The organism is Arthrobacter sp. 260, assembly GCF_013116745.1.
Taxonomy (GTDB): Bacteria; Actinomycetota; Actinomycetes; order Actinomycetales; family Micrococcaceae; genus Arthrobacter_D.
Genome location: NZ_JABFOE010000003.1, coordinates 129,571 through 145,019, shown reverse-complemented (window position 1 = coordinate 145,019; position 15,449 = coordinate 129,571). Strand labels below are relative to the sequence as shown.

Genomic DNA, 15,449 nt, shown 5'->3' with positions numbered 1-15,449 from the left:
GAACCTGTGAAAAAATATCCCGGAAATCGCCGTGAGGTTTTCCTGGCTGGAACGTCTTAGAACTGTAGGCACCTTTCAAGAGCGGCCTATCACCATCTATTCCAGAGAGAAGGATTCCCATGAGCTTCATTGACAAGGCAAAGAACAAGGCCGAAGAGTTGACCGGTAAGGCAAAGGAAGCCGTTGGCGACGCGACCAACAACCAGGACCTCAAGGTCGAGGGGCAGGCCGACCAGGGGTCGGCCCACACCAAGCAGGCCGGCGAGAACATCAAGGATGTCTTCAAGGGCGACAAGTAGCCTCTGCGGCGCAGGGACCGGCCACTTCTGGCCGGTCCTTTCGTGTGTTTTCCGCAGCGTCCCGTTGACGGCCTGCAACTCCAGCGGGGAGAGCTTCCGCACGCTGGCTGGGGTTGCCTTTTGGCACTGACGCATGGCGCCTAGTAAGCTGGGTCACGATTCTCAAAAATTTCATAGCCTTCGATCTGCAGCGGGAGAGTACTTCCGTAGACACACACTCCGGCAGGCGCCGTAGGAGCAAATCCTCCCCAGGAATCTCTCAGGCCCAGTACCGCTGCGGCTAGGCAACTCTGGAAAGCAGGCGGGCCCGCGGGCTCACCTCACCGACGGTGCAAGCAGGCATGGAGTCCTGCGGAATCTCTCAGGTCCCATACAGAGCGGGGAGGAACTCACCATCGTCCGGACAGACGCCTACGCCCGGACCCCATCAAGGGAGTTCCCATGACCGCTCAGCCCCTCACCGAATCAACCTTCGCCGACCGCCACATCGGCCCGCGCTCAACCGACGCTGCGCAAATGCTCACTATGCTCGGCTACCCCAGCCTCGACAAGCTGGTCGAGGTAGCGGTACCAGTCAACATCCGCTCCGCCGAGGCCCTTAACCTCCCGGCGGCCCTCAGCGAGACCCAGGTGCTGGCCCAGCTGCGTGAGATCGCTGGCCGAAACACCACTGCAGTCCAGATGATCGGCCAGGGCTATTTCGACACCGTGACACCACCGGTGATCCGCCGCAACGTCCTCGAGGCCCCCGCCTGGTACACCGCCTACACTCCTTACCAGCCGGAAATCTCCCAGGGCCGGCTGGAAGCCCTCCTGAACTTCCAGACCATGGTCCAGGACCTCACCGCCCTGCCCATCGCTAACGCCTCGCTACTCGACGAAGCCTCAGCTGTCGCCGAAGCGGTCCTGCTGATGCGCCGGTCCGGCAAGAACAAGGGCAAGACAGTGCTCGACGCCGATTGCCTCCCGCAGACGATCGCCGTCGTCCGTGGCCGCGCCGAAGCCCTCGGATTCGAGGTGGAGGTCGCTGACCTCGCCCAGGGACTCCCCGACGGCGACATCAATGGCGTCGTCCTGCAGCAGCCCGGGGCATCCGGTGCCCTCCGTGATCACCGGTCGCTGATTGCAGCAGCCCACGACGGCGGTGCCCTGGTCACTGTGGCAGCCGACCTGCTCGCGCTCACCCTCATTACGCCCCCGGGCGAGCAGGACGCCGATATCGCGGTCGGCTCCGCGCAGCGTTTCGGTGTCCCCCTCTTCTTCGGCGGCCCCCACGCGGCCTACATGGCGGTGCGCAAGGGCTTGGAGCGGATGCTCCCCGGGCGGTTGGTCGGCGTTTCCAAGGACGCCGACGGTGCCCCCGCCTACCGCCTTGCACTCCAGACCCGTGAGCAGCACATCCGGCGGGAGAAGGCCACCTCCAACATCTGCACCGCCCAGGCGCTGCTGGCCATCGTCGCCAGCATGTACGCGGTCTATCACGGCCCCGACGGTTTGAAGGCAATCGCCCAGCGGGTGCACGGACACGCCACCACACTGGCAGCGACCCTGACTGGTGCCGTGACAGTGGTCCACTCAGACTTCTTCGACACCCTGCTCCTCAACGTCCCCGGCAAGGCGCGGGACTTCCAGTCCAAGGCTGAGGCCGCGGGCATCAACCTGCGGTTCGTCGACGAGGACCACCTGGGCGTCTCCTGCGACGAGACCACCACCGAAGATCACCTGGCCACGCTGGCCGGGGTCTTCGGCGTCGGGCAGGTCGCTGACCAGGAATCCGCTTCGGCCGAGCTTCCTGCCGACCTGATCCGGACCTCTTCCTACCTGACCCACCCGGTCTTCTCCAGCCACCGCTCCGAAACCCAGCTCCTGCGGTACCTCCGCCGTCTCTCCGACAAGGACCTGGCCCTGGACCGCACCATGATCCCGCTGGGATCGTGCACCATGAAACTGAACGCGACAGTGGAAATGGAGCCGATCTCCTGGCCGGAGTTCGCGACCATCCACCCCTTCGCCCCCGAGCACCAGACCGAAGGGTGGCGCTGGCTGATCCAGGATCTGGAGGACAAGCTCGCGGAGATCACCGGTTACGCCAAGGTCTCCATCCAGCCCAACGCCGGATCGCAGGGTGAACTGGCCGGCCTGCTCGCCATCCGCGGCTACCACCGGTCCCGCGGCGATCAGGACCGCAACGTCTGCCTGATCCCCTCGTCCGCCCACGGCACCAACGCTGCTTCGGCAGTGCTCGCCGGAATGAAGGTGGTGGTCGTCAAGACGGCCGACAACGGCAACATCGACCACGATGACCTGAAAGCGAAGATCGCCCAGCACGCGGAGCAGCTCTCGGCCATCATGATCACCTACCCGTCCACCCACGGTGTGTTCGAAGAGGACGTCCGCTGGGTCTGCGGCCAGGTGCACGACGCCGGCGGCCAGGTCTACATCGACGGCGCCAACCTCAACGCCCTCGTCGGTCTCGCCAAGCCGGGGGAGTTCGGTGGCGACGTGTCACACCTGAACCTTCACAAGACCTTCTGCATCCCCCACGGCGGAGGTGGACCCGGTGTCGGGCCAGTCGCCGTCGCCGCCCATCTGGCACCGTTCCTGCCGGGAGACGCAGCCGAGCAGGGCGCGGGAGCCGAAGGCGTCCCCATCTCTGCTTCCCGTTACGGGTCCGCCGGCGTGCTTCCCATCTCCTGGGCATACGTCGCGCTGATGGGCGCCGAGGGGCTCACCTCGGTGACCGGTCACGCCCTGCTGGCAGCCAACTATGTCGCCGCCCGCCTGACCGAGCACTTTCCCCTCCTCTACTCGGGGGAGAAGGGCCTGGTAGCGCACGAGTGCATCCTCGACCTTCGGCACCTGACCGCCGCCACCGGGGTCACCGCCGAAGATGTCGCCAAGCGGCTCATCGACTATGGGTTCCATGCTCCGACGCTCAGTTTCCCCGTCGCTGGCACCCTGATGGTGGAGCCCACCGAGTCCGAGGACATTGGTGAGCTGGACCGTTTCATCGACGCGATGATCGCGATCAAGGGTGAGATCGACGAGGTGCAGGCGGGCAAGTACACGCTGGAGCAGAGCCCCCTGCGCCAGGCGCCGCACACCGCCTTCGCCTTGATCAGCGACACCTGGGACCAGGCGTACCCCCGCGAACTGGCCGCCTACCCGGTGCGCTCGCTCAAGCACAACAAGTATTTCCCTCCGGTCCGCCGGATCGATGGCGCGCACGGCGACCGTAACCTGGTGTGCTCCTGCCCACCCATCGAGGCCTTCGAAGACTAAGGCCCGTCCCCGTCCGGCCGCCGGCCGGACGGGTTGAGTCCAGCGCACCACCGGAAGGATTCCCATGACCAAGCAGACAGCCCTGTACGCCGAACACGAATTGCTCGGCGCAAGTTTCACCGACTTTGGCGGGTGGCAGATGCCCCTGAAGTACCGCAGCGAGCTCGAGGAGCACCACACCGTCCGTCGTGCCGCAGGACTCTTCGACCTTTCCCACATGGGCGAGGTCTGGGTCACCGGACCGCAGGCCGCCGAGTTCCTGAACTATGCCCTGGTGGGCAACCTTGCGGCGATCGCCGTCGGGAAGGCCAAGTACTCGCTGATCTGCACCGAGGACGGCGGCGTCATTGACGACCTCATCGTCTACCGCCGGGCCGACGACCGGTACCTGGTGGTCCCCAATGCCAGTAACGCCGACACGGTGGCTGCTGCCTTGCAGGAACGGGCCGTCAACTTTGACGTAGCGGTCGAGGACGAGTCGGAGAACACGGCCCTGATCGCCGTGCAGGGACCCGCCGCCGAGGCGATCCTGCTCGACATTGCCGCCGAGTCCTCACGCCAGCTGATTACCGAACTGAAATACTACGCCGCCGTCGAAGTGGAACTGGTGGGGATGCAGGTTCTCCTGGCCCGCACCGGGTACACCGGCGAGGATGGTTTCGAGCTGTTCATCGGCAACACCGGGGCGGTCCAGCTCTGGAAGGCCGTCGCAGCGGCAGGAGCGCAGCACCAAATTGCCCCCTGCGGGCTCGCTTCACGCGACTCCCTGCGCCTCGAGGCCGGGATGCCCCTCTACGGGAACGAGCTCGGCTTGGACACCAACCCCTTCGAGGCAGGCCTCGGCGGGGTCGTCAGCCTCAAGAAGCCCGACAACTTCGTCGGCCGGTCGGTCCTGGAGCCCCTCAAGGAGGCCACGCTGGAGCGGAAGCTGGTTGGCCTGCAGGGCGGTGGCCGGCGGTCGGCGCGCGCCGGGTACAACGTCGTCGTCGACGGCGCGGTGGTCGGAACGGTGACCTCAGGACTCCCCAGCCCCACCCTCGGCTACCCCGTGGCCATGGCCTATGTGAACACCGCGCTGGCTGAGCCGGGCACCGAGGTCCAGGTGGACCTCCGGGGCAAGCCCGAGCCGTTCACTGTGGTCGCCACGCCGTTCTACCGCCGCAAGAAGTAGCCAACTTACATACCCGGAAAGGTATATACCCACGTGAGCACCATCAAGTCTGACCTCCGCTACTCGGCTGAGCATGAATGGATCGACACTGCGGAAACCGGTCCGGCCACCGTCGGCGTCTCCGCCGTCGCCACCGACGCGCTGGGTGACGTCGTCTATGTCAGCCTCCCCGAGGTGGGCGACACGATCACCGCGGGGGAGAGCTGTGGCGAGGTGGAGTCGACCAAGTCCGTCTCCGACCTCTACGCCCCCGTCACCGGTGAGGTCACCGAAATCAACCAGGACGCCATCGACAATCCGGGCATCCTCAACGAGGATCCCTATGGCGCCGGCTGGCTGTTCAAGGTGGACGTCGCCAGCGAGGGCCCGCTCCTCTCGGCTGAGGAGTACGCCCAGAAGAACGGCATCGACGGATGAGCGCCGTTACCGGACTGACCACCGTGGGGCACCTGAACGCGGCACTGGCCGACCTCGACCCCGAGGTTGCGCGCGGCATCGACGCCGAACTGGCCCGGCAGCGCAACGGGCTGGAGATGATCGCCTCGGAGAATCACACCCCAATGGCGGTGATGCAAGCGCAGGGTTCGGTCCTGACCAACAAATACGCCGAGGGCTACCCGGGACGCCGCTACTACGGCGGCTGTGAGCACGTCGACGTGCTGGAACAGCTGGCAATCGACCGCGTCAAGGACCTCTTCGGGGCGGGGTACGCGAACGTTCAGCCACACTCCGGTGCGCAGGCCAACGCCGCTGTCATGCACGCGTTGATCAAACCCGGCGACACCATCATGGGCCTGAACCTTGCCCACGGCGGCCACCTGACCCACGGCATGAGGATCAACTTCTCCGGCCGTCTGTACAACGTGGTGCCCTACCAGGTGCGCCCCGATGACCACCGGGTGGACATGGACGATGTCGAACGGCTGGCGCGAGAGCACAAGCCCCAGCTGATTGTGGCTGGCTGGTCCGCGTACGCGCGGCAGCTCGACTTTGCCCGGTTCCGCAGCATCGCCGACGAGGTAGGCGCCTACCTGATGGTCGACATGGCCCACTTCGCCGGACTGGTAGCCGCCGGGCTGCATCCCAGCCCCGTGCAGCATGCCCACGTCACCACCTCCACCACCCACAAGACCCTCGCCGGTCCGCGGGGTGGCATCATCCTCAGCAACGATGCCGACATCGCGAAGAGGATCAATTCGGCGGTGTTCCCGGGCCAACAGGGTGGACCGCTCGAGCATGTGATCGCTGGCAAGGCGGTGGCCTTCAAGATCGCGGCCTCGGCCGAGTTCAGGGAACGCCAGGAGCGCGTGCTTGAGGGTGCACGGATCCTCGCCGACCGGCTCACCCAGCCGGACGTCGCCCAGCGCGGCATCTCAGTGGTTAGCGGGGGCACCGATGTGCACCTGGTCCTGGTGGATCTGCGGGACTGCGACCTGGATGGACAGCAGGCGGAGGATCGGCTGGCGCAGATCGACATCACCGTGAACCGCAACGCCGTGCCATTCGACCCCCGCCCCCCAATGGTCACTTCGGGCCTGCGCATCGGTACGCCAGCGCTCGCCAGCCGGGGATTCGAGGCGGCGGCGTTCACCCGGGTGGCGGACATCATCGCCGAAGCACTGATCGCCCCGGCCGACGCCGACCTCACGCCGCTGGCCCAGCGGGTGGAAGCTCTCGCGGCAGAGCACCCGCTGTACGCCGACGTCGTGCGCCTCGGCGCGGGCGCCCAGAACCAGAGCTAAGGAATCCCATGCCCATTAGCGCGTTCGACCTGTTCAAGATAGGGATCGGCCCTTCCAGCTCCCACACCGGGGGGCCGATGAAGGCTGCGTTCCTCTATACGGAGCTGGTGGCGCAACGGGGGCTGGTCGACTCGGTGCACCGGGTGGAGGTGGAACTGTTTGGCTCCCTCGGGGTGACCGGCCACGGCCACGGCACCATCAAGGCGGTCATCCTGGGACTGGAGGGCGAGCAGCCGCACCTGGTCGACCCCGTAGCTGCAGGGCCACGCGTCGATGAGGTGGGGCAGGCTCGCCGCCTGCGGTTCGCGGGCCACCGGGAGATCGATTTCGACCCGGAGGTCGACCTGATCATGCACCGCCGGAAGCGGCTCGACTTCCACACCAACGGGATGCGGTTTCACGCCTACGACGCCGGCGGTGCCGAGCTTCTGGCGAGGGACTACTTTTCCGTGGGCGGCGGCTTCATCCTCGATGAGGATCAGATCGGAGCCGACCCGGCAGCGGAAGCGACAGTACCGGTGCAGCATCCCTTCAACACGGGGGAGCAGCTGCTCGAAATCTGCGCAGCCACCGGGAAATCCTTCTCCGAGATTGTGATGGCCAACGAGCTGGCGTGGCGTTCTGAAGCCGACGTGCGCGCCGGACTGCTGGAAATCTGGGACGTCATGCAGGACACCATCCGCCGCGGGTCCACCACCGATGGGATCCTGCCCGGCGGTCTGGGGGTGCGGCGCCGCGCTGCCACCCAGCTGCGTCTGCAGCAGAAGGCAGAGGACCCTACCGACAAGCTGAGCACCATGGAATGGGTGACCCTGTTTGCGCTCGCGGTCAACGAGGAAAACGCGGCCGGAGGCCGGGTGGTGACAGCCCCGACCAACGGTGCTGCGGGAATCATTCCGGCGGTCCTGAAGTATTACGTCGACTTCGTTCCGGGAGCCGACGACGACGGCGTCATCCGGTTCCTGCTCGCAGCAACCGCTGTCGGCGGGTTGTTCAAGCAGAACGCTTCCATCTCGGGTGCCGAGGTGGGCTGCCAGGGCGAGGTCGGATCCGCCTGCGCGATGGCGGCCGGTGCGCTCGCCGAAGTGCTCGGTGGCACGGCCGAACAGGTGGAGAACGCCGCCGAGATCGGCATTGAACACAACCTGGGCCTGACCTGCGACCCCGTTGGTGGCCTGGTGCAGATACCGTGTATCGAGCGGAACGCGGTCGGCGCCATGAAAGCGATCACCGCCGCGCGGATGGCCGTCCGCGGCGACGGCAAGCACCATGTCTCACTCGACGTCGCCATCAAGACGATGCGGGACACCGGCGCGGACATGATGGACAAGTACAAGGAAACCGCCCGGGGCGGCCTTGCCCTGAACGTGGTGGAGTGCTGAACCATGGCTGACGATCCGGGGTCCCTGCCACTCCGGGTCGAGATCATTCCAGCTCCCGGGATCGTCGAGGCGCTCCGGGAGCACCTGCCGGCGCCGGCCGTTGTGACCATCACGTGTCTGGCGCACCACGGTGCGGAGGAGACGATCGATCTGGCGGTACGGCTGGCCGACCTCGGTTATCGGGCGGTCCCGCACCTCGCGGCGCGGTCCCTCAAGTCGCGCGGGCAACTCGCGGGGTTCCTCACCCGGCTGCAGACGGCGGGTGTCAGTGACATCTTCGTCATTGCCGGTGACGGCGAGGAAGCAGCCGGATCCTACGCCTGGAGTGGGGCGCTGATGGCCGACATCGCATCCCTGGGCGGCGGATGGTTTTCCCTGGGAACGGCCGCCTATCCGGAGGGCCGGCCCGGAACGTCGTCGTCGGAGCTCACTGACCTGCTCCTGGCGAAACAGGGCTTGTGCTCCTGGGCGGTCACCCAGCTGTGCTTCTCCGGACCGGTGCTTTCCACCTACCTGACTGAATTGCGCGCCGCGGGCGTCTGGCTCCCTGTCTGGGCCGGTGTGCCGGGCGCCGTGCGCCGCACCCGCCTGATCTCCCTCGCAGCCCGGATCGGGGTAGGCCCGTCGCTGCGGTTCGCCCAACGATCCCTCACCGGAGCAGGAGGAGGATCGTTGGTCCGCAGCGTCCTGGCGCCGTCGTCGTACGACCCCGCACCGCTGGTCCGTTCCGTCGTGGATTCAGGCGGGTTCGCCGGCCTCCACGTGTACAGCTTCAACGACGTTCAGTCGGTCGCCCGCACCTTCGGTGCTGATGCCTGACCGTCGGTAACCTTCACAAAAACCTTGTATGTGTAAGGTTTTTATGGAACCCTGTTGTTCATCGGAAGAACAAAGGAGTTCCCATGAAGTTGCCCACCCACCGAGATTCACTTCACCCCACCTCCAGCGGCAGGCGCAGAACCCTGCTCGCCTGTGGAGCGGCGATCGCAGCTCTCGCCCTGGTCGTCCCGACGGCAGCCACCGCCGGACCCGGCGGTCATGGCGGCGGACCGGGCGGTGGCAAGCAGGTCGACCCGCTAAAGCAGTATGCCGCTGACACCTGGACATCCCTCGACGCGATGACCGACGAGACCACCGGTCTGCCGGCCGACAACATCGAGGGCGATCTCAGTACACCGAGCGAGTACACCAGCCCCACGAACATCGGCGGCTACCTGTGGTCCACGATTGCTGCCCGCGACCTCAAGATCATCGATCGCAAGGAGGCCAGCCACCGCCTGGCCACTACCCTCGACACCCTCGAAACGCTCGAGATCCACGAGCCAAGCGGGATGTACTACAACTGGTATTCCCCCACCACCGGCGGCAAGCTGACCATCTGGCCGGACAGCGGCGACGTCGTCTATCCATTCCTCAGCACGGTCGACAACGGGTGGCTGGCCGCAGCGCTCCGGGTGGTCGCCGAAGCAGAACCACGCCTCGCCAAACAGGCTGACGCCCTCTACGACAACATGGACTTTGGCTGGTACCACGATCTCAACGCACGGGAAGGGGTCAGTCTCAACCGGGGCGGATTCTGGGATGCGCCTCCCGGTGACGGTTGTGCAGTACCGGACAACTACGGTGACGACGGCCCCGACGTTTACTACACCTGCCACTGGTACGACACCTCGGTGAGCGAGGCGCGCATCGCCACCTACCTGGGTATCGCCAACGGTCAGATCCCGGCAACCGCCTACTACGGCACTTACCGCACCATGCCCGATCAGAGCTGTGATTTTGGGTGGCAGGAGCAAAAGCCGACCGGCGTTACCCGTGAATACCTGGGGGTAAGTGTCTTTGAAGGTGTATATGCCTACCGTGGCATGAAACTTGTTCCCGCCTGGGGTGGCAGCATGTTCGAGGCTCTGATGCCTGATCTGTTTGTCCCCGAGGCCAAGTGGGGGAAGCGCTCCTGGGCCCCGAACCACGAGGCAACGGTGCGCTCCCACATCGAACATGGGATGGATGAGGCCGGGTATGGATACTGGGGCTTCTCCCCGGCCAGCGACCCCTTCGCCTCCTACCGTGAGTATGGGGTGGAAGAAATCGGGATCAACAGCACCGGATATGCCAGCGACGTCGAGAGCACCGATGTGGACAAGGGGTACGAGGGCTGCCGCGAGGCGACCAATCCGGATCCGGAGTTTGGTGACGGTGTGGTCACCCCGCACGCGGCCTTCCTCGCCCTGCCCTACGACCGGAAAGCGGTCCTGAAGAACCTCGATGGCATCAAGAATGAGCTGGGGGCCTACGGTCCCGGAGGATTCTACGATTCGGTGGCTGTCGGCAGCGGAACCGCTGCAGAACGGTACCTCAGCCTGGACCAGTCAATGATCATGGGTGCCATCCTGAACGAGGAGAAGAAAGACAAGCTGAAGGACTACTTCGTGGATCGCGGGTTCGAGAAGGCGGTCCGGCCGCTGGTTGAGGCGCAGGTCTTCGGCACTGAGCTGGGCGGGCGCTAGCTCCCTTCTGGACCCGGCACCGTGACAGGGGCCGGGTTCAGGAAGTACCCGCGAACAAACTCGTCGAACACACCAGTCATATCCACTGTGTCATCCAGGAGCCATTGCTGCTGCAGTCCATCCATCACTGCTGCGATCAGCCGTGACGCGTGGTGGACGTCAAGATCTTCGCGCACCAGGCCGTCCCGCTGCGCATCGGCGAGGATGGCCGCCGTCTGTTCCGCACGGTCGGCATAGCGGGCCGCAAAGTACTCGTGCGCTGGGTGGTCGCGGTTGGTGGCCTCGGCGGCGATCACCGTGTACAGCGAGGTCAGCCCGGGGGTGGTCTGGTTGTAGGACACCACCCGGCGCATCTGCTGCAGGAGGGTGTCCTCGGCGACGTCGCCCGCGGCTTCCTTGACCCGCTCGTCACGCTGCCGCAACACCTCGGTGAAGAGTTCTTCCTTGGTGGCGAAGTGGTGCATCAGGCCGGCTGGCGTGAGGGCGACCCGCTTGGCAATCTCCCGTAGTGAGCCGCTATGGAAGCCGCTGCGCCCGAAGACCACCAGAGCGGCGTCGAGTATTTCCTGTCGCTTCGCCTGGCCCTTGGCGTAACTGCCGCGTTTCCGGTCAGGGGTCGTAGTCATATCCAAAACCTATCGCATGACCAGAAATAAAAACCTTCCGCATGTAAGGTTTTTATGGTAGCTTGGCAACGAACTCCAGCGGCGAACCCTGCGCCCACGGAGGATTCAACCCCACTTACTGGAGGAAAAACTATGAATCAATGGCGATCATGGAGCGCGGTGGCCGTCATCGGCGCACTCGCACTGACCGGATGCGGACGCGAGGAAGGCAGCGAAGCCGGCCCCGAGGGCGGGGGACCCATTGACGACGCCCCCGCCACCGGAGAGGTGACCATCTGGGCGATGGGCAACGAGGGCGAGGTCCTGGACCAGCTGGCCGCCGACTTCGAAACGGAGAATCCGGACGTCACGGTCAACGTCACCCCCGTCCCCTGGGAGAGTGCCCACGACCGCATCGCCACCTCCATCGCTGGTGGACAGACGCCGGACATTGCGATGCTCGGCACCACCTGGGTCGGCGAGTTTGCCGCCACCGGCGCACTGGAGCCCACTCCCGAAGGCCTGGTCGACGAGGGTGACTTCTTCGAGGGGTCGTGGGGCACAGCGGTTGTCGACGACGTCGCCTACGGTGTCCCCTGGTACGTGGACACCCGCGCCCTCTACTACCGCACCGACATGGCCGAGGCGGCTGGCGTTGAGGCGCCAACCACCTGGGACGAGTTCAAGACCTTCACCGAGGGCCTGCAGGCGGAGGGAGCGGAGGCCGGCATTTCCCTTCCGCCCGGAGGATTCGACTCCTGGCAATACCTCGCACCGTTTGTGTGGCAGGAGGGCGGGGACATCATGAACGAGGATGGCACCGAGTTCACCTTCGAGACCCCCGAGTGGAAGGCTGCCTTCGAGTACTACGCCAGCTTCTTCACCGAGGGAATCTCCGATCCGGTGCGGTTGGAGACCGGCGAGATCGAGCAGAAGTTCATTTCCGGTGAGGTGGGGTCATTCTTCAGCGGCCCATTCCACATTGGGCTGCTTGAGGAGCAGGGCGGCGAGGGATTCGCAGACCAGTTCGATGTGGCAATGGTCCCCGGCTCCGCTTCGCGCACCAGCTTCACCGGCGGTGGCAACCTCGCCGTGTTCAACGACAGTGAGAACCGTGACGCCAGCTGGAAGTTTGTCCGCTGGCTGAGCGAACCGGAAACACAGATCGCCTGGTATGGCATCTCCACGACGATGCCGAGCGTCCAGGCAGCCTACGAGGATCCCACCTTCGCCGATGATCCCAACCTGAGTGTCTTCGCTGAGCAGCTGGAGGACTCCAAGGCGCCGCCCGCGATTCCCACCTGGGCGCAGGTCTCAGCGGTGATCGACCAGGAACTCGAGAAGGTTACCCGGGGCGACACTACAGTCGACGAGGCGCTGGCGGCGATCCAGAGCCAGGCCGACAGTATCGGGACAGGCCTCTAACAGTGGCACTCGCCCACACGGCAAAGCCTGCTCCGGGGCGGGCGCGTAAACCGCGCTCGCGCCGGAGCAGGCAGACCGTCGTCGCCTGGAGTTTCGCTGCACCGTTCCTGATCCTCTTCGTGATTTTCATGGCCGGACCAATCGTGGCTTCGCTCGCCATGAGCTTCACCGACCTGACCACCAGGGATTTGCGCAGCCCGTTCGGCGTGAACTTCGTGGGGTTCGAGAACTACGTCGCGTTGTTCAATGATTCGCGTTTCGTGCGGTCACTGGCCAACACCGCAGTGTTCGTCCTGGTCGGCGTTCCCCTCACCATGGCGGTGGCGCTTCTGGTGGCCCTGGCCCTCAACAACGGCATCACCCGGTTCCGGACGTTCTTCCGGGTGGGCTATTACGCCCCAGTGGTGACCAGCATTGTTGCGGTAGCGATCGTGTGGCGTTTCATCCTGCAGCCGGACGGCCTTCTGAACGGTTTCCTGGGGGTCTTCGGTATCACGGGGCCCAACTGGCTCGAGAACGAACTGACGGCGTTGCCCTCACTGATCTTCATGGCGGTCTGGCGCAACATTGGCACCCTGATGGTCATCTTCCTCGCCGGGCTGCAGGGTGTTCCCCGGGAACACCACGAGGCGGCAATGGTGGACGGCGCCAGCGCCGTCCAGCGGTTCTGGAACGTCACCCTGCCCGCCATGCGTCCACCCATCCTGTTCGCAGCAGTGATTACAGGCATCGGCTTCCTACAGTTCTTCGAGGAGCCCTATGTGATGACCGGCGGCGGACCGCTTGATGCCACCCTCTCCACCGCCATGTACACCTACGATCAGTTCGGCTTCGGCAACTACTCCTATGCTTCGGCGGCGAGCTACGTCCTGTTCCTCGCGATCGTTGTGCTTTCCCTGATCCAGTTCCGTTTCCTCGGAAAGAAGGATTGACCATGGCCACTTCAGTTGCCCCGCCGGTCGTTACGGTTCCCCGGGAACGACGACGGCGCACGCCCATGCAGCAACGTCCCCGCCTGTGGCTGTACGTGGTCCTGGGGCTGGGCATGATCGCCATGATCATGCCGTTCGTCTGGATGATCCTCGGGTCCTTCAAGACGACCGCCGAGATCCGGCAGTATCCGTTGAACTTCTGGCCGCTTGAGCCGACCCTCGACAACTACACCGAGTTGTTTGTGCGGCTGGATTTCGCCACCTTCTTCACCAACAGCCTGGTGGTGGCGGTGTTCGTCACCGCGGGCAACATCGTGTTCTCGTCAATGGTGGGATACGCCCTGGCCAAACTGGACTTTGCCGGGAAAAAGGTGCTGTTCATGCTGGTACTCGGCACCCTGATGGTGCCGGGGGTGGTCACGTTTGTACCTTTGTTCGTGCTCACCGCGAACCTGGGCCTGGTGAACTCCTACCCGGGACTCATCCTCCCCTTCCTGATCGCGCCGCTCGGTGTCTTCCTGATGCGGCAGTTCATGCTGAGCCTGCCCGATGACCTTATCGAGGCGGCGCGCATTGACGGCGCCAGCGAATGGCGGATCTTCCTGCGGGTGATCATGCCGTTGTGTGGACCCGCCGTCGCCACCCTGACCATCCTGACCTTCCTCGCTTCGTGGAATAACTTCCTGTGGCCGCTGGTGGTCGCGACCAGCGAGGACCGTTACACCCTTCCGGTTGCGCTGGCGTTGTACTCGGTGGGCCAGAACGCCGCCGAGTACGGCCTCATGATGGCCGGCGCCGTCGTGGTGGTGTTGCCCATCCTCCTGATCTTCGTCCTGCTGCAGAAGTACTTTGTGCAGGGCATCGCGCTGACAGGCATCAAATAGCCAGCTTCGGCTGGCGGAAAGTAGTCAACCATGAACTTCCCGAACGGGTTTCTTTGGGGTGCGTCCACGGCGGCGCACCAGATCGAGGGCGGCAACGTCAACTCCGATTGGTGGCAGCGCGAGCACGGCCACCTGCCGGGGGCTCCGGTGGAGGCGCCCAGCGGTGACGCCGCGGATAGCTACCATCGGTACCGCGAGGATATGTCGCTGCTTGCTGCAGCGGGACTCACCTCGTACCGGTTCAGCATCGAGTGGGCCCGGATCGAACCCGAGGAGGGCTTCGTCTCCCGCGCCGCACTGGATCACTACCGCCGCATGGTGGCGACCGCCATCGAACTCGGTCTCACCCCGATGGTGACCCTGCATCACTTCACCAACCCGATCTGGTTCGCCCGGGCCGGCGGGTGGAAGGACCCGGACTCCGTGGAGCGCTTTGCGCGGTATGTCGGGCATATCCTTCCCGTGCTGGACGGCGTCGATCTGGTGTGCACCATCAACGAGCCGAACATGGTCTCGGTGCTGGCCGACCCGGAGCAGGGTTTCCCCTCGGTCGGGCTTCCGGAGGGCAACCCCGTCGTGACAGCGAACCTGATCGCTGCGCACCGCCGCGCCGTCGATATTCTCCAGGCTGCTGGCAAGCAGGCTGGCTGGTCAGTGGCAACCCAGGCATACCAGGCCGAACCCGGTGCCGAAGACGTCACCGAGGAGTACGGCCGAACCCGTGAGCATGTGTTTCTGGAGGCGTCAGCGGGCGATGACTGGGTGGGTGTGCAGGCGTACACCCGGACCAGGGTGGGTGCCGAGGGTCCACTGCCGATCGACGACGACGCCGAGCTGACCCTGACCGGCTGGGAGTATTACCCGGCCGCAATCGAGGACGGCATCCGTAATTCCTGGCAGCGCAACGGTGTCCCGATCTACATCACCGAGAACGGCATCGCCACCGGTGACGACTCGCGCCGGATCGACTACACCCGCGGTGCCCTAGAGGCGATCTCCCGAACCATCGCTGACGGGATCGAGGTGCGGGGATACCTGCACTGGAGCGCCCTTGACAACTACGAGTGGGGCAGCTTCAAACCCACCTTCGGCCTGATCGGCTGGGACGCCGACACTTTCGAGCGTCATCCCAAGCCGAGCCTGGGCTGGCTGGGGCGGGTGGCGCAGGCGAACTCCCTCCGTGAGGGTGCACCGGCGTCGTCCTAGCGCCTACCCGTCCA

13 protein-coding genes and 1 riboswitch are annotated in these 15,449 nt (G+C 65.1%); of the genes, 12 read left to right on the top strand and 1 reads right to left on the bottom strand.

Annotation, left to right across the window (positions count from 1 at the left end):
* Positions 1 to 119 precede the first annotated feature (119 nt).
* The 8 genes from HMI57_RS05025 (at position 120) to HMI57_RS04990 (ending at position 10,383) form a co-directional block, all read left to right on the top strand.
* Positions 120 to 299 carry a CsbD family protein gene (locus HMI57_RS05025; protein ID WP_171584845.1) on the top strand — a complete coding sequence of 60 codons (180 nt, stop codon included), beginning with the start codon at positions 120 to 122 and terminating at the stop codon, positions 297 to 299.
* 181 nt (positions 300 to 480) lie between these two features.
* A riboswitch (glycine riboswitch) is annotated at positions 481 to 583 on the top strand.
* 157 nt (positions 584 to 740) lie between these two features.
* Positions 741 to 3,581, top strand: coding sequence for an aminomethyl-transferring glycine dehydrogenase (gcvP, locus tag HMI57_RS05020; RefSeq protein WP_171584844.1), 2,841 nt, complete (start codon positions 741 to 743; stop codon positions 3,579 to 3,581).
* Positions 3,582 to 3,645: 64 nt separating this feature from the next.
* The gene (gene gcvT, locus HMI57_RS05015) at positions 3,646 to 4,752 is read left to right on the top strand and encodes a glycine cleavage system aminomethyltransferase GcvT (protein WP_171584843.1); all 1,107 of its coding nucleotides are present in this window, start codon (positions 3,646 to 3,648) and stop codon (positions 4,750 to 4,752) included.
* 33 nt (positions 4,753 to 4,785) lie between these two features.
* Positions 4,786 to 5,169, top strand: coding sequence for a glycine cleavage system protein GcvH (gene gcvH, locus HMI57_RS05010; RefSeq protein ID WP_171584842.1), 384 nt, complete (start codon positions 4,786 to 4,788; stop codon positions 5,167 to 5,169).
* Positions 5,166 to 6,494, top strand: a complete 1,329-nt coding sequence (gene glyA / locus HMI57_RS05005) for a serine hydroxymethyltransferase (RefSeq protein WP_216607118.1) — start codon at positions 5,166 to 5,168, stop codon at positions 6,492 to 6,494. Before gcvH ends, glyA begins: the two co-directional genes overlap by 4 nt.
* 8 nt (positions 6,495 to 6,502) lie before the next feature.
* On the top strand, positions 6,503 to 7,876 hold the full coding sequence (locus tag HMI57_RS05000; protein WP_171584841.1) for an L-serine ammonia-lyase: 1,374 nt from the start codon (positions 6,503 to 6,505) through the stop codon (positions 7,874 to 7,876).
* A gap of 3 nt (positions 7,877 to 7,879) precedes the next feature.
* Positions 7,880 to 8,695: a methylenetetrahydrofolate reductase gene (locus HMI57_RS04995; RefSeq protein WP_171584840.1), complete on the top strand. Its 816-nt coding sequence runs from the start codon at positions 7,880 to 7,882 to the stop codon at positions 8,693 to 8,695.
* A gap of 83 nt (positions 8,696 to 8,778) precedes the next feature.
* Entirely contained in the window at positions 8,779 to 10,383 is a 1,605-nt protein-coding gene (locus HMI57_RS04990; RefSeq protein ID WP_228720934.1) for a glucoamylase family protein, read from the top strand.
* Here HMI57_RS04990 and HMI57_RS04985 read toward each other — a convergent pair.
* Positions 10,380 to 11,009 (bottom strand): TetR/AcrR family transcriptional regulator, encoded by a 630-nt coding sequence (locus tag HMI57_RS04985; RefSeq protein ID WP_171584839.1) that lies wholly within the window; start codon positions 11,007 to 11,009, stop codon positions 10,380 to 10,382. The genes HMI57_RS04990 and HMI57_RS04985 overlap by 4 nt on opposite strands.
* 132 nt (positions 11,010 to 11,141) lie before the next feature.
* Between HMI57_RS04985 and HMI57_RS04980 the strand changes: the two genes are divergently transcribed.
* Genes HMI57_RS04980 through HMI57_RS04965 form a run of 4 tightly spaced genes read left to right on the top strand, consistent with a single transcriptional unit; the run spans position 11,142 to position 15,435 of the window.
* Positions 11,142 to 12,413 (top strand): sugar ABC transporter substrate-binding protein, encoded by a 1,272-nt coding sequence (locus HMI57_RS04980; RefSeq protein ID WP_205207776.1) that lies wholly within the window; start codon positions 11,142 to 11,144, stop codon positions 12,411 to 12,413.
* Between the two features lie 2 nt (positions 12,414 to 12,415).
* Positions 12,416 to 13,345 (top strand): ABC transporter permease subunit, encoded by a 930-nt coding sequence (locus HMI57_RS04975; RefSeq protein WP_171584838.1) that lies wholly within the window; start codon positions 12,416 to 12,418, stop codon positions 13,343 to 13,345.
* A 2-nt stretch (positions 13,346 to 13,347) separates the two neighbouring features.
* Positions 13,348 to 14,229, top strand: coding sequence for a carbohydrate ABC transporter permease (locus HMI57_RS04970; protein ID WP_171584837.1), 882 nt, complete (start codon positions 13,348 to 13,350; stop codon positions 14,227 to 14,229).
* 30 nt (positions 14,230 to 14,259) lie between these two features.
* Positions 14,260 to 15,435 (top strand): family 1 glycosylhydrolase, encoded by a 1,176-nt coding sequence (locus HMI57_RS04965; RefSeq protein ID WP_171584836.1) that lies wholly within the window; start codon positions 14,260 to 14,262, stop codon positions 15,433 to 15,435.
* The last annotated feature ends 14 nt before the right edge of the window (positions 15,436 to 15,449 follow it).